This is a genomic window from Orbaceae bacterium lpD01 (genome assembly GCA_036251705.1).
GTDB lineage: Bacteria > Pseudomonadota > Gammaproteobacteria > Enterobacterales > Orbaceae > Utexia > Utexia brackfieldae.
Genome location: CP133959.1, coordinates 1812585 through 1828877 on the forward strand (window position 1 = coordinate 1812585; position 16293 = coordinate 1828877).

12 protein-coding genes are annotated in these 16293 nt (G+C 39.4%); 5 read left to right on the forward strand and 7 right to left on the reverse strand.

The genetic code is table 11. From position 1 onward, the window contains the following. Positions 1-11 precede the first annotated feature (11 nt). A complete protein-coding gene (locus RHO15_08115; GenBank protein WVD63438.1) occupies positions 12-326 on the reverse strand; it encodes a lipopolysaccharide assembly protein LapA domain-containing protein in 315 nt (104 codons plus the stop codon). Positions 327-357: 31 nt separating this feature from the next. Continuing rightward, positions 358-1080 carry a phosphatase PAP2 family protein gene (locus tag RHO15_08120; GenBank protein ID WVD63439.1) on the reverse strand — a complete coding sequence of 241 codons (723 nt, stop codon included), beginning with the start codon at positions 1078-1080 and terminating at the stop codon, positions 358-360. A gap of 97 nt (positions 1081-1177) precedes the next feature. On the opposite strand from RHO15_08120, the gene ribA reads away from it, so the two are divergent. After that, positions 1178-1771, forward strand: coding sequence for a GTP cyclohydrolase II (gene ribA / locus RHO15_08125; protein WVD63440.1), 594 nt, complete (start codon positions 1178-1180; stop codon positions 1769-1771). Between the two features lie 83 nt (positions 1772-1854). Here ribA and RHO15_08130 read toward each other — a convergent pair whose 3' ends face one another. The 4 genes from RHO15_08130 to zipA all read right to left on the reverse strand — a co-directional run bounded on the left by RHO15_08130 (position 1855) and on the right by zipA (position 5726). Further along, positions 1855-2040 (reverse strand): 2-hydroxymuconate tautomerase, encoded by a 186-nt coding sequence (locus RHO15_08130; GenBank protein ID WVD63441.1) that lies wholly within the window; start codon positions 2038-2040, stop codon positions 1855-1857. A gap of 112 nt (positions 2041-2152) precedes the next feature. Further along, the gene (gene luxS, locus RHO15_08135; GenBank protein WVD63442.1) at positions 2153-2674 is read right to left on the reverse strand and encodes an S-ribosylhomocysteine lyase; all 522 of its coding nucleotides are present in this window, start codon (positions 2672-2674) and stop codon (positions 2153-2155) included. Positions 2675-2699: 25 nt separating this feature from the next. After that, the gene (gene ligA / locus RHO15_08140) at positions 2700-4736 is read right to left on the reverse strand and encodes an NAD-dependent DNA ligase LigA (protein WVD63443.1); all 2037 of its coding nucleotides are present in this window, start codon (positions 4734-4736) and stop codon (positions 2700-2702) included. 78 nt (positions 4737-4814) lie between these two features. Beyond that, complete coding sequence (gene zipA, locus RHO15_08145; GenBank protein WVD63444.1) at positions 4815-5726, reverse strand: cell division protein ZipA; 912 nt, start codon at positions 5724-5726, stop codon at positions 4815-4817. Between the two features lie 498 nt (positions 5727-6224). Between zipA and RHO15_08150 the strand changes: the two genes are divergently transcribed. Both RHO15_08150 and RHO15_08155 read left to right on the forward strand, forming a co-directional pair. Then, positions 6225-7463, forward strand: coding sequence for an efflux RND transporter periplasmic adaptor subunit (locus tag RHO15_08150; GenBank protein ID WVD63445.1), 1239 nt, complete (start codon positions 6225-6227; stop codon positions 7461-7463). Between the two features lie 18 nt (positions 7464-7481). Then, positions 7482-10691 carry an efflux RND transporter permease subunit gene (locus tag RHO15_08155; protein ID WVD63446.1) on the forward strand — a complete coding sequence of 1070 codons (3210 nt, stop codon included), beginning with the start codon at positions 7482-7484 and terminating at the stop codon, positions 10689-10691. A gap of 181 nt (positions 10692-10872) precedes the next feature. Here the strand turns inward: RHO15_08155 and rep are convergent, their stop codons facing one another. Then, on the reverse strand, positions 10873-12897 hold the full coding sequence (gene rep / locus RHO15_08160; GenBank protein WVD63447.1) for a DNA helicase Rep: 2025 nt from the start codon (positions 12895-12897) through the stop codon (positions 10873-10875). 211 nt (positions 12898-13108) lie between these two features. Between rep and gapA the strand changes: the two genes are divergently transcribed. Both gapA and htpG read left to right on the forward strand, forming a co-directional pair. Next, the gene (gene gapA / locus RHO15_08165; protein WVD63448.1) at positions 13109-14104 is read left to right on the forward strand and encodes a glyceraldehyde-3-phosphate dehydrogenase; all 996 of its coding nucleotides are present in this window, start codon (positions 13109-13111) and stop codon (positions 14102-14104) included. Between the two features lie 312 nt (positions 14105-14416). Next, positions 14417-16291, forward strand: a complete 1875-nt coding sequence (gene htpG / locus RHO15_08170; GenBank protein ID WVD63449.1) for a molecular chaperone HtpG — start codon at positions 14417-14419, stop codon at positions 16289-16291. Positions 16292-16293: the final 2 nt, after the last annotated feature.

A 16293-nucleotide genomic window follows, 5' to 3' on the forward strand; every position in this document is an offset into this window, starting at 1 on the left:
TTATTCTTATATTAGTTAACAGTATCTTTTTGAATTAATTCACTTTTACGGCTATTAGCCGTTTCTGTTTGATGAATTTTCTCTAATTTTTTTAGTTTACGCTGAACAGCCCCTAAGCGAAATTTTACTTTTAAGTAAAAAACCCCGGTAATTAACCAGCCCAGTATAAAACCAATGCCCAGAAGTAAAGCAAGTAAAGTCGATAATCTAAACTGCCCTTCATCAATTAAGTAATTAAATGAGACCAGTTGATCATTGTTGGCACCAAAGGTGATTGCTATGATTAAGATAAATAATATTATTAAAAATGAAATAATAAATTTCATCAGAGAATCCTTCGTTAACGAGAAATGTAAATTAATCTATTATACGCCAGCGTTTGGCACAAAAATAAGCCAACAAAGCAATAAAACAGCCAAATATATTTGAAGCAATCAGATCAGCCGGGTAATGCATACCTAGGGCTAAACGACTTGTTTCAACAACAACGCCCCAACCGACAACCGCAGTTGTGATCACACTATGGCGCTTAAAGCCTATAAATAAAACCACCAAGAAAACCCATGAACTGGCAAATAAGGTATGTCCAGATGGAAATGAGTAACCCGTTTCTGCTTGCCAGTGAGATTCGAGCCAGCTTGGAATCTCAGCTGTTTTTTGCACATATTGGTCAATCATCTGTGCTCGTTCACTGTCCGTAACTACGTAAAATTTACCACTATCAACAGGGAGAGATTTTTCAAGCTGAGTCACATAAGGACGTGGTTCACTGGTATAATTTTTTACTATTGATTTGATGCCTTGCCCAATCAGTACAGCGAAAATAAGAATAATCCCTAATCGGCTAATGCTAGCCAGATCTATCGATCTCAAACTGAAACAACAAAATACGAAAAAAATAGTTGAAGTGATAATCCCATAAGGATAACTGACGCTTTCAGTGAATAAATATAAATAATATACTCCCTCATTGAACGAGGAAGGTGTCCACTGCCAATTTATACTTAAAACAACAATCGGCGGTATCATAAGAATGAGGAACACTGAGATTATTTTTTTCATAATAGGAAAAATCATCATTTACCTTTTACATGAATCTATATTATCTATAACTATTGTCTATTTTAGCATATATAATAATAAGCAAGCAGCAGTATTTTTTAGTTTGGAGAGGAAGATGCAATTAAAACGAGTCGCTCAGGCAAAACTACCCACCGTCTGGGGAAATTTTACAATGGTGGGTTTTGAAGAGCTCAAAACTGGTAAGGATCATGTCGCATTGGTGATGGGTGATATCTCAGCCGACACCCCAATATTAACCCGAATTCACTCAGAGTGCTTAACTGGCGACGCGCTATTTAGTTTACGTTGTGACTGTGGCTTTCAGTTAAAAGCGGCCATGCAGGCAATCGTAAAAGAAGGACAAGGCGTTTTGCTTTATCATCGCCAGGAAGGTCGTAACATCGGCTTATTGAATAAAATTCGCGCTTATGCATTGCAAGATCAGGGATTAGATACCGTAGAAGCAAATATCAAACTAGGCTTTGCGCCGGATGAACGTGATTTTACACTGTGTGCTGATATGCTAGAGCTATTGGGGATCAATCAGATTCGATTACTAACTAATAATCCAGAAAAAATTAGAGTCTTGACTGAGGCAGGCATCAAAATCGCAGAACGAGTCGCCTTAGAAGTTGGGCAAAATCCCGAAAATGAGCATTATCTAGAAATCAAAGCACAGAAGATGGGACATTTATTGCACCATTTATAAATTTTAAAACATATAACATAAGATGCGAGATAGTCCTAATCGATTATTTCGCATCCCTCTCGACACTATCATTGATGAGTCATTTACTCATCACAACGTAGTATACCGCCATTGGCAACTTGATCAGTTTTGATCTCATGAATGGTAATGTGGACTGCCTCAGTACGACAGTTTAATGTGTTGACCAACGCTGCCGTTACCTGTTTTACCATCTCTCTTTTTTGTTCAATCGTTCGGCCTTCCAAAAAATCAATTACTACATTTGGCATTTTAGTTTCCTCTTATTATCAAATTACTATCACGTTTGAATAGATAAAACGTTTATTATCCATGGGATAAAAAATTAATACAGAACCCATTCATTCAAGTCATTTAATCTGCTTAATGATCTTTTGCTAAAACCGTCAGTTGCTGATCCGTTAACATAATCTCTTCATTATGACAAACACCGACGCCCTGATCTAAGATTTGCTGAGCAATAGCATGCGCCTCATTCAGTGAATGCATCTGATAAGTGCCGCATTGATACTCATTGAGTTCTGGGATCTCTGACTGCTTTTGTACGGATAAGATATCTTGCATAGAACGCAGCCAGGCCTGTTTAACTGAATCCTCAGTAGGCGTACCAATCACGCTCATATAAAATCCAGTACGACATCCCATGGGGGAAATATCGATAATTTCCACTTGATGGCTATTGAGATGCTCACGCATAAAACCTGCAAACAGATGTTCTAATGTATGAATCCCCTTTTCAGGTAATAACGCTTTATTAGGTTGCGTAAAACGCAGATCAAAAACCGTAATATCATCGCCTTTAGGCGTTTGCATTTTTTTAGCCACGCGGACAAATGGAGCCTGCATTTTAGTGTGGTCAACCTTAAAACTATCTAATAATGGCATGTTTTTCTCCTCTGCGTATTTTATGCTACTTAATTAATTCAATCAGTTGTGCTTCATCAATAATATCAATACCAAGCGACTGTGCTTTGGCTAATTTTGAGCCCGCAGCATCACCGGCAATGACTAAATCGGTATTTTTAGACACGCTACCAGTGACTTTAGCACCAAATCGTTTCAATAAGGCTTTCGCATCATCACGGGACATTTGCGTGAGAGTGCCCGTTAGCACGACAGTTTTATCTTTAAAAAATACATTATTGATTAATTGGCTCGCCACGTCAGTGACCGGCCAATGGATACCAATTTCATCACTCAGCAGCTGTTTTATTACCGCTTGATTATGAGGTTCATTGATAAAGTAACGAATATTTTCAGCGACGACTTTTCCAACATCTGTCACCGTACTGAGCTGCTCTATATTGGCTTGTTCGATTTCAGTTAATGATCCTAATTCATTGGCTAAATTTTCAGCCAATACTTCACCCACATTAGGAATACCTAAAGCATAAATAAAACGACTTAGGGTCGTAGATTTAGATTTATCTAGCGCATTCATAATGTTAGTCGCCAGTTTCTCGCCGACTTTCTCTAATGTACAGAGTTGTACCTTGGTCAAATAATAGAGGTCAGCAGGTGTTTTAACATATTCGCGATCAACAAGCTGCTCAATAATTTTATCGCCAAGCCCTTCTACATCCAAGGCTTTACGTGAAACAAAATGCTTCAGAGATTCTTTACGTTGCGCAGGACAAATTAATCCGCCACTACAGCGCGCTATCGCCTCGCCTTCATCACGAATAATGGCTGAGTGGCACACTGGGCAATCGGTTGGAAAATGAATTTCTTTCGTCTCAGCCGATCGCTTTTCTAGCACCACAGAGACCACTTTAGGTATCACATCACCGGCCCGGCGAATAATCACAAAATCGCCTTCACGCAGACCTAATCTGTCAATCTCATCACTATTATGCAATGTTGCGTTACTGACCGTTACACCTGCAACTTGTACAGGGACTAACCTTGCGACAGGGGTAATCGCGCCTGTGCGACCAACCTGAAAGTCGACTTGTTTTAATTGTGTTATCTGTTCTTGAGCCGGAAATTTAAAAGCGGTTGCCCATCTTGGCGCTCTGGCTACATATCCCAATTTTTCTTGTAAATCGATACGATTGACTTTAATGACAACACCATCGATATCAAAACCTAACGCGGCTCGCTGCGCCTCGATATGATGGTAATATTCAATGACTTCCTGAGCGTGACTATGCAGCTGAACCTTATCACTTACTGGTATACCCCACGCCTTAAATTGCATTAAACGTGCATAGTGCGTATCAGGTAATTGGCCGCCAGAAAAGATACCTACACCATAACAATAAAATGTTAATGGGCGCTTCGCGGTGACTTTAGGATCAAGCTGCCTTAAAGATCCTGCTGCTGCATTACGAGGATTAGCAAATAATTTATCTCCTCTTTTCTCTGCATCATGATTTAATTTGGCAAAACCTTTGTGCGTCATATAGACTTCACCGCGAATCTCTAAGCGCTCAGGGATATTGTCGCCTTCTAAACGCAGAGGGATTGACTTTATTGTGCGAACATTGGCCGTAATATCTTCACCAACACTACCGTCTCCCCGGGTAGCTGCTTGTATAAGCTCACCGTTTTCATACAACAGACTGACCGCAAGCCCATCGAGTTTAAGCTCACAACAGAAGACGATTTCATCGTCTTCTGTTAACCCTAAGCGCTCCGTTACACGCTTATTAAAGGCCATGAAACCCTCTTCATCAAACACATTATCTAAAGATAACATCGGCTGTTCGTGTTTGATATTACCGAGTTCGGACAACGGCGCCGCACCGACGCGCTGGGTAGGTGAATCAGTCGTGATCAAATCAGGATTTTCAGACTCAAGCTTGATCAACTCTTGCATCAATTTATCATATTCAACATCTGGGATTTCGGGTGCATCACGCACATGATATTGATATTCATGATATCTCAATTTTTGACGTAAAGATTCGATTGTATTTTGAATAGAAATTAGCTTTTGACTCACACTGATACCTTAAATAAAAAATTAGCAATAAAACCCTCTTCCATTAGGCTTTATTGCTTCATTTAAAAACAACTAAAACTACTTACCAGTGACTTTTTTAATCCGATCCTTGTAGCTGGTAATTTTTTGTGGCGTTAACATATGGCGTTCATCATCCAATACCACACCATTGACATCATCGGCGATGCGTTGTACAGATTGCAACATGATTTTAAAATTTTGCTGATTATCACCAAATGAAGGAATCATCATGAAGACCGATATACCTGGTGTGACAAGACTAGACATCGATTCTGGATTAAGATAACCTGGCTTGACCATATTGGCTAAACTAAATAAAACCGGTCCATTACCAGCCGGATCGACATGTCGATGGAAAATTTGCATTTCACCAAACAAAAAGCCGGCCTGCAAAATACTATGCAGTAAATTTTCGCCATTAAGCATTTCACCGTTTAATCCGGTTACATGAAGCACAAGCACATCATTTTGTTTGCTTGAAACTGTCGCGTTATCCGTTTTTTCAGCTGTCGTAACAGAAGCTACTGGTTTTACTTCAACTTCTTTATCCTCTTGAACAGCGGTGATATTATCTTGATATGAGTAGGTCTCAATTCTGGTCGCCGATTCGTTATTTTCTGTTTTATCGACAATATCAGTTTTCTCATTTATCTCTGAAAACAGATCGCATTGAACTGGCGAGTGGATATCATTATCTTCGCGCGTAATATCACCATGAGACTCATCTAACTGCATGGTGGGTTCTATTTTTTCATGGTTATTTGACGAAGAAACAATTCGCACTTCACTGATATCATCATCGTCTCGAACTAATTTATTTTCCCATGACATCTTTTGATTAGCAGTGTGCTGCTGTTTTTTATTAAAAATCGTTGAACGTTCCTTTTTATTAATCCAAAAGCCATGTATTAATAATGCAACAAGCGCCAATGTAGCTACTACAATAAGGATTAAACGTAAATTATCCATAATTCCTGTCTCAAATCGTTTTGATTAGATATAATTTTATTCAAAATAACCATGAACGATGATATCGTTGATTAAGTTTGTATACATATTACTTCATTTTACGGGCAAACAACAAATAACTCCTGTTAAATAATTTAATCAAATATCGATATCGCGAATTCTTGACTAATCATTAACCATATCATGTTTTGTTATATATTTACAAAATTAAAAAATTTGATAAAAATAAATAATAAATTTGCAATATTTTCGTTATCAAAGACGGTAATTTAAACAAAAATAGCCAAAATTCGTTCGATACACAAAATTAACAACATACTTTATGCGCATTAAGGCCGTATTTTTAGTAGTCTGTGCTTTCTTAAACGGTTAATGCTTACACTGATTATGATTTCTTTGTTAGAATTCATCACTATTAGTACTAATATGTGGATCTTACTGTTTGATGTTAAGTAACCACAAATATAATCTGGATATTTATCGAGGTATAGTAAAATTATGAAATTGTCTAAAATATTATCACCCATTGCCATGGTCTTTGCTTTCTCTGGTGCAGCAATGGTATTAACTGCATGTAATGAGAAACAGCCAGAAGCAGGAAAACAGGAAGTAACAACGGTAAATGTACAGGTATTTAAAGTTGAACCACTCGATTTTACGTTAAAAACAGTCTTACCCGGTCGTGTTTTAGCTTCACGCACCGCAGAAATTCGTCCACAAGTGGGGGGCATCATTCTTAAAAGAGAATTTACCGAAAGCAGTGATGTGTCGGCTGGCCAGTCTCTTTACCAAATTGATCCCGCTATCTATCAAGCTACTTACGATAGTGCTCTAGCGAGCCTTGAAAGTGCTCAAGCCAAAGCCAATATTTCAGCACTCACCGTTAAACGTTATGAAGGATTGTTAAGCAGTCGCTCAATCAGCCGACAAGACTATGATACTGCGGTTGCCGATGCGAAGCAGGCAAATGCTCAAGTCGCCATTGCGCAAGCGAATGTGAACTCAGCCAAAGTAAACCTTGATTACACCAAAGTGTACTCCCCTATTGACGGTTATATCGGTAAATCCGATGTCACGGAAGGTGCGTTGGTTAGCGCAGGTCAATCCGCTAATTTAGCCTTAGTGCAGCAGCTTGATCCTATTTATGTCGATATGACTGAGTCGGTTATCAAGTATGAACAAAATCTACAAAATCAAGGTAAATTATTTACTTTACCGACAGAAAATAATGTCGAAATCTTTTTTAGTGATGGCAGTAAATTTGACCAGAATGGGTATATCCAATTCTCAGATAAAACCGTTAGTGAAACGACGGGCACCGTGACATTACGTGCTGTATTTAAAAATCCAGTTGAAGTGACACCTGAAGGTTCACATAATCGCCGTTTATTACCGGGCATGTTTGTCAAACCCGTGTTAACGTTAGGTACGATTAAAAACGCGGTAATTGTTCCTCAACAAGGTATCACGAGTGATGCACAAGGTCATTATACTGCGCGCGTTGTTAAACCCGATGGTATGATTGAACTACGTAGCAATCTTCAAGTTTATCAAGGTATCACGGGATACTGGATTGTGACTGACGGTATCAAAACTGGCGAACAAGTGGTCATTTCTGGCCTAATGTCATTAAATACTATGCCAGGTAATGTACCAGTGAAAGCCCATATACTCGGTGACGCCGCATCACTTACGCAAAAACAAGTTGATGATTTAATTGCGCAAAACATCAAGTAATTTAGGAGTTAACGGATAATGGCTAAGTTTTTTATCAATCGCCCGGTATTTGCTTGGGTAATTGCAATCATGATGATGCTTGGGGGAATACTTGCGATTAAGTTATTACCTGTTGAGCAGTATCCTGATATTGCCCCACCAGCAGTGACTGTTTCTGCATCCTATCCAGGTGCTGATGCACAAACTATTGAAAATACGGTGACACAAATTATCGAACAAAATCTGACCGGTATCGATAATCTGATCTATATGCAATCAACAAGTAGTTCTGCAGGTATTGTGCAAACGACGCTGACGTTTGCGCCAGGGACAGATCCTGATACGGCACAAGTGCAGGTTTTAAATAAAGTAGAAGGGATTAAGTCTCGTTTACCTGAAAGTGTCCAAAAAAATGGTGTTTCGGTTGCCAAAAATAATACCAACTTTTTGAAAGTAATTAGCTTCTACTCTTCCAATCCACAAAAAACGCAAGCTGATATTGCTGACTTTATTTATTCAACAGTCCAAGATCCAGTTGGCCGAGTCGAAGGTGTGGGTGATACAACTCTGTTTGGTTCCGAGTATGCTATGCGTATTTGGCTCGACCCAAATAAGTTGACCTATTATAAATTAGGCATGAGTGATATCACTGCGGCAATTCAAGCTCAAAATGCGCAGGTAACTGCCGGCCAACTTGGGGGAGCTCCTGCCGTTGATGGACAAGCCTTAAATGCAACGATTACGGCACAATCTCGCTTAAAAAGCGTCGATGAGTTCGAAAACGTCTTAGTTCGCGTTAATACTGATGGTTCACGCGTATTACTCAAAGATGTCGCTCGCGTTGAATTAGGGGCTGCTGATTACAACTTTATGTCCAAATATAATGGTAAAACCTCTGCCGGCTTAGCCGTTTATCTGGCAACGGGTGCAAACCAATTGGAAACGTCTAACGCAATAGATGCGAAAATCAAAGAGTTATCTGCGATATTTCCTGAAGATATACACTATGACTATCCATATGACACAACACCTTTTGTCAAAATTTCGATTTCTAATGTTGTTGAAACCCTGTTTGAAGCTATTATTTTAGTTGTCATTGTCATGTATGTCTTCTTGCAAAGTTTCAGAGCGACCTTAATTCCAACGATCACAGTGCCGGTTGTATTATTGGGTACATTTGCGGTTTTATATCTTTTTGGTTTTACAATCAATACGCTGTCGATGTTTGCCATGGTGCTGGCTATCGGTCTACTGGTCGATGATGCCATTGTTGTCATCGAAAACGTTGAGCGAATAATGGATGAAGAGGGACTTTCGCCCCATGACGCTACGGTTAAATCGATGGAGCAGATTACCTCAGCTTTAGTGGGTATTGCGGTCGTATTATCAGCTGTGTTTGTTCCAATGGCTTTTTATGGCGGTGCAGCTGGCGGTATTTATCGTCAATTTTCAATCACTATCGTCACTTCAATGGTATTATCCGTTGTGATGGCTATTGTGTTGACACCAGCATTATGTGCCTCTATTTTGAAAGCGCCCTCAAAATATCAATATAAAAAAGCGACTTTTTTTGAACGTTTAGCTAAAAAACCACCATTTAGTTGGATCGAGCGTTTTCTTGCTGCGTTTTTCAATTGGTTTAATAATATTTTCAATAAGAGCCGAAATCTTTACGAACACGGTGTTATCAAAGTAATCAAATATCCGCTATTCAGTTTTGCGGGTTATGTGGTGATTGTATTGCTGCTTATCTTTGGCTTCTCGCGTTTACCTACCGGGTTCTTACCGAACGAAGATCAGGGTGTCGTTATCTTAATGGTTGAATTACCACCGAATTCAACGTTAGACGAGACCCAAGGCGTGCTTGATAAAGTAACGCAATACTTTTTAAATGACGAACCTGCAACCAATAGTATTTTTACCGTTGCCGGATTTAGTATGGCAGGCCGTGGACAGAATATGGCTTTAGGTTTTGTAAAACTGAAAGAGTGGAGTGAACGAACAGCCAAAGATTTACGTGTTAATGCCGTGGTAGATCGCGCAAATCGCTATTTATATGGTATTACGCAAGCGCGTATTTTCGCAGTCAATATACCGCCAGTGCCGTCATTGGGTATGGCAAATGGTTTCTCATTCATGCTTAAAGATAGTGCTGGTAAAGGTCATGATGCCTTAATGCAAGCATTTTATCAATTGTTAGGCATGGCGATGAAGAATCCTGATTTAACTCAGGTTCGTCCATCAGGTATGCTTGATGTGCCACAATACAAAATTAATGTCGATTTTGAAACGGTTCAGGCACTTAACTTATCCTTGAGTGATGTTAATACTACCTTGTCAACGGCACTCGGTTCTGCCTATATCGATGACTTTATATACGATAGCCGGATTAAGAAAGTCTATATACAAGGTGATGCACCATACCGTATGCTTCCTGGCGATTTCAGCTACTGGCATGTGAAAAATGGTCAAGGTGAAATGGTACCTTATGATTCATTTGCCACAACGTCAAAAACGTATGGTTCTCCTTCATTGACCCGTTATGATGGTGTATCAGCGATGGGCATCAGTGGAGCAGCAATTTCATCACAGAGTTCTGGTCAAGCGATGGCTATCATGGAGCAATTAGCGAAGAAATTACCCAATGGCTTTACTTATGACTGGACCGGTATTTCCTATCAGGAAAGACAAACAGGTTCACAGACATCAACACTGTATATGATTTCCATTGTTGTTGTATTCCTGGCACTGGCCGCTCTCTATGAAAGCTGGAGCGTACCGATTGCGATTCTCTTTGTGATTCCATTGGGTATCATTGGTACCGTTTACGCCACCATGTTCAGAGGCCTGGATAATGACGTGTACTTTATCGTAGGGCTATTAACGACCATGGGGCTGGCAGCTAAAAATGCGATATTGATTGTAGAATTCGCTAAAGACGCCTTAGAAAAAGAGGGCAAGTCATTAATTGATGCAACCTTAGAAGCGTGTCGGTTACGTTTACGTCCGATTCTAATGACCTCTTTTGCCTTTATTCTTGGTGTATTACCACTTGCCATTAGTACAGGTGCAGGCTCTGCTAGCCAGAATGCCGTAGGCGTGGGCGTAATTGGTGGTATGTTAAGTGCAACATTCCTGGCAATCTTCTTTATACCGCTGTTCTTTGTATTTATTACCAAATGTTTTACCCAACATAAACATAAAGCGGTAACATGTACCAAGAAAAATAAAACACCCGCTTCAGAATAATCAGAGGTAACCATTAAAATAAAAGCCGGTTTTAACCGGCTTTTTTATTGACTTAGATTGATAAAACAGCGTTCTTTAACGATATCAGATTATACTCGCTATCCAATAATCAACTGATGAACGAGTGAACTAAAAGCGGTTAACTGATCATGGTTAAGCAATCCATAAACTAATCTTGATTTTAAGGTTTCTGTTTGGCGGAATTGATTTGTGCCTTTAATACCGCCAATCGACTTTGTCCTTGTAACATTCTCTGCTCAGCGGTTTTTTGCGGCTTCTGACTTTCCCATTCCAGCTCATCTTGTGGTAGTTCCAGTAAAAAACGACTTGGCTCCGGATTGATTACCTCACCATATTGACGACGCTGGCGACTTAGTGAAAAGGTGAGTTCTCGCTGCGCTCTGGTGATCCCCACATAAGCCAGACGTCTCTCCTCTTCAATATTATCCTCATCAATACTGGTTTGATGTGGTAACAAGCCCTCTTCCATTCCGATCATGTAAACATAAGGAAATTCCAGGCCTTTAGAGGCATGTAGTGTCATCAACTGGACTTCATCGTTATCTTCTTCTGATTGATTACGTTCAAGCATATCTCGCAAAGTAAAGCGAGCAACAACCTGTTCCAGCGTCATAGATTCATCAAGGTCATCGCCGTCTAACATCTCTTTAAGCCAGCTATATAACTGCTCAACATTCCGCATACGCATTTCAGCCGCAGTAGGTGACGGTGACGTCTCAAATAACCAACTCTCATAAGCAATGCCGTGTAATAACTCGCTAACCACCGCAACTGAGTCATGGGCAATACGCATTTGTAATGTTTCGATCCACTGTGTGAAAGTGCTCAGCGCAGTTAATCTTTTTTCAGAAAGAATCTGGGTTAAACCTACATCAAAACTCGCTCTAAATAAGCTCACTTGGCGATATGCAGCCCATTCGCCTAATTTCTGTAATGTTGCCGGTCCTATTTCTCTTTTGGGTGTATTGACAATTCGAATAAAAGCATTATCGTCATCAGGGTTAGTCAGTAAACGTAAGTAAGCCATGATATCTTTGATCTCAGTTCGTGAGAAAAAAGAGGTGCCACCAGAAATACGATAAGGGATGCGATTTTTCATCAACGCCTTTTCTAGCAAGCGAGATTGGTGATTACCGCGATATAAAATCGCATATTCACCATAGTGTGAGTTACGGCTAAAACGGTGTCCAATTAAATCACCGACAATTTTTTCCGCTTCATGTTCCTCATTATCCGCGGTGATAACACGTAGCTGTTCACCATCCCCCAATTCTGAGAATAATTTTTTCGCAAATATATGGGGATTATTCTCAATCAAAATATTAGCCGATTTTAAAATGCGTCTGGATGAACGATAATTTTGTTCAAGCTTGATCACTTCCAGGTTAGGAAAATCCTCTTTGAGTAGCACCAAATTTTGCGGTCTGGCGCCGCGCCAGGAATAGATCGATTGATCATCATCACCCACAACCGTGAAACGTGCTCGAGATCCGACTAGTAGTTTAATTAACTCATATTGACTGGTATTGGTATCTTGATACTCGTCGATCAGTAAGTAGCGTAAACGATGTTGCCATTGCTCTCTCACTGCTTGATTATGTTTAAGCAGTAGTGTCGGTAATAAAATGAGATCATCAAAATCTAAAATACCACATGATTTAAGCTGCTTATCATATAACTCATAACAATGTGCAAATAGTTTATCTTTTTCAAAATGAGCTCTGGCCATGGCAATCACCGGATCAATTAAATCATTTTTCCAGTTTGAAATCGTCGCACGCAGTTGATTTAATAACTCTTTATCACCATTAAACCAAGGTTCAGTGAGATCCTTTAAAATCGCCATCTGATCTTGATCATCAAATAATGAAAAATTAGATTTTATACCGATAGCTTTATGCTCACGTTTAATGATTTCAAGACCTAAGGTATGAAACGTTGAAATATGTAGCCCTCTCGCCTCTTTTTTACCTAAAGCCTGTGCGATACGTTCTTTCATTTCACGCGCGGCTTTATTGGTAAAAGTCACTGCCGCTATCTGACGCGGCTGATAACCAATTTCGCGAATCAAATAGGCAATCTTATTGATGATCACGCGTGTTTTACCTGAACCAGCACCAGCCAGCACTAAACAGGGACCTGATACATATTCAACAGCTTGTTGTTGTCTTGTATTTAAACGCATATAAAAAACGCATCGAGTTATAAAAGGGAGGCTAATATAGTATACATTAGCAGGGGATGCAAATCAGGTATAAATGCCATTAATATACGAAAAAAGTACTCTGTAAACTTATTATTGGTCATACTGCTAACAATTATTTTTATTGAAAATCACTCATAAATTTGCTATTTTAGGTTATCAATTTTTAACGCTAAAACATAAAGGTAATACTATGACAATCAAAGTAGGTATTAATGGATTTGGTCGTATCGGCCGTATCGTTTTCCGTGCTGCTCAAGAACGTTCAGATATTGAAATCGTTGCAATCAACGACTTATTAGATGTCGAGTACATGGCATATATGCTTAAATACGACTCAACACATGGCCGTTTCAAAGGAACTGTAGAAGTTAAAGATGGTAAGTTAGTCGTTAACGGTAAAACTATCCGTGTAACTGCTGAGCGTGATCCTGCAAACTTAAAATGGGGCGAAATCGGTGTTGACGTTGTAGCTGAAGCAACAGGTTTATTCCTTGACGACGCAACTGCACGTAAACATATCCAAGCCGGCGCGAAAAAAGTTGTTTTAACTGGTCCATCTAAAGATGCAACACCAATGTTTGTTATGGGTGTTAACCACAAATCTTACGCAGGTCAAGATATCGTTTCTAACGCATCTTGTACAACTAACTGTTTAGCGCCTTTAGCTAAAGTATTAAATGACAAATTCGGTATCGTTGAAGGTTTAATGACAACCGTTCATGCAACTACTGCAACGCAAAAAACTGTTGATGGTCCATCATCAAAAGACTGGCGTGGTGGTCGTGGTGCGGCTCAAAACATCATTCCTTCTTCTACTGGTGCCGCTAAAGCGGTCGGTAAAGTTATCCCTGAATTAAATGGTAAACTAACTGGTATGGCTTTCCGTGTTCCTACACCTGACGTTTCAGTTGTTGACTTAACTGCACGTTTAGCAAAACCAACCAGCTATGCTGATATCTGTAAAGTCATGAAAGAAGCTTCTGAAGGCGAGCTTAAAGGTATTTTAGGCTATACTGAAGATGAAGTTGTTTCAACTGACTTCTTAGGTGAAAAATGTACTTCTGTATTCGATGCTAAAGCCGGTATTGCTATCAGTGATACTTTCGTTAAAGTGGTTTCTTGGTACGATAACGAAGTGGGTTATTCAAACAAAGTACTTGATTTAGTTGCTCACATTGCTAAGTAATTAAGTTCAGATCTGTATAGAAAAGCAGCCTAAATGGCTGCTTTTTTTATTTTAACTGATATCCTCCACAATCAATTTTTCAGATCCTGACCATAAATTCGTCACAATACTGTTCTCATCCCCCGCTTTGTCTGATGGAATAGGCTAAAACGATCGTTTAATTGTTTAATAATTATACGAAAACGCTATTTTGATAGAATAAAATATTGAAATTATCACTTCCGTACCTATATCAGGTATATCAGTATGTAAAATTAACGTTTAATCAACGAGTCATTTTTAACAAGAAGACATCACTATTGAGGTAAATAAATGAGTACACAGAATTCTGAAACGAGAGGGTTTCAATCAGAAGTTAAACAATTATTACATTTAATGATCCACTCACTTTATTCCAATAAAGAGATCTTTTTACGAGAATTAATCTCTAACGCATCAGATGCTGCTGATAAACTCCGTTTCAAAGCACTAGAAACCCCTGCGCTCTACGAAAATGATGCTGATTTAGGTGTCAGAGTATCAATTAATAAAGAACAAGGTACTTTAATCATTGCCGATAATGGTATTGGTATGACGCGTGACGAAGTTATCGAAAACTTAGGTACTATTGCTAAATCAGGCACAAAATCCTTTCTCGATTCCATTGGCAGCGATCAGGCAAAAGATAGTCAGCTGATTGGACAATTTGGTGTCGGTTTCTACTCTTCATTTATTGTTGCCGATAAAGTCACGGTGATTACCCGTGCAGCGGGCTGTGAAGCCGATCAAGCGGTGATGTGGGAATCTGCTGGAGAAGGCGAATATACAATCTCAGATGCACATAAAAAACAGCGCGGTACTGAGATTATTTTACATATACGAGAAGAAGATAAAGAGTTTCTCGATGAGTGGCGTGTACGTTCAGTCATCAGCAAATATTCAGATCACATCTCTTTATCAGTTGAGATTCAAACACAAGAAAATGATGAGATAAAATGGGAAAAAGTCAACAAAGCTCAAGCATTATGGACAAGAAGTAAATCTGAAATTAGCGATGAAGAGTATAAAGAATTTTATAAGCATATCGCGCACGATTTTGAAGATCCACTCAGCTGGAGCCATAACCGTGTTGAAGGTAAACAAGAATATACCAGCTTACTGTATATTCCAGCAAAAGCGCCTTGGGATCTTTGGAACAGAGATCATCAGCATGGATTGAAGCTTTATGTTCAACGTGTATTCATTATGGATGAAGCACAACAGTTTATGCCAAACTATTTACGTTTTGTGAAAGGTTTGATTGATTCAAATGATCTGCCGCTCAATGTTTCACGAGAAATATTACAAGATAGCAAAATAACCCAAAATTTACGCAATGCCTGTACCAAGCGGGTACTACAAATGCTCGATAAATTGGCGAAAGATAATAAAGAACAGTACCAACAGTTTTGGAATGAATTTGGTTTAGTTCTTAAAGAGGGCACTGGGGAAGATTTTGCCAATAAGGATGCGATTGTTAAATTATTACGTTTTGCTAGTACTCAGGCCGGCAGTGATGCACAAACAGTCTCTATTGAGGACTATTTAGCGCGTATGCCTGAAACGCAAGATAAGATCTATTATATTACAGCAGATAGTTATGTCGCCGCTAAAAATAGCCCACATTTAGAACTTTTCCGTAAAAAAGGGTTAGAAGTGTTACTGCTTTCCGATCGTATTGATGAGTGGATGATGGGACATTTAGCCGAATTTGAAGGGAAACAGTTCCTGTCAGTCAGTAAAGCAGATGAATCACTTGAGAAATTAGCCGATAATGAAGAAAATGAACAACAAAAAGAGGCAGATAAAGCCCTTCAGCCGTTTATTGAAAAAGTATCGAGCTATCTAGGCGAACAAGTTAAAGCGGTAAAACTCACGCATAGATTAACCGATACCCCGGCGGTGGTGACCACTGAAGCGGATCAAATGACGACCCAAATGGCGAAACTGCTCGCATCTGCTGGACAAAAAGCCCCTGAGGTTAAATATACGTTTGAGATCAATCCAGAACATGCTTTAGTGAAACATGTCGCAGCGCTTCAAGATGAGACAGTGACTCAGCAGTGGATCGATTTATTGTTTGAACAAGCCCTACTCGCAGAAAAAGGAACGCTTGCCGATCCCCATGCTTTTATTCAGCGTATGAATCAGTTACTACTAAGCCACTAATA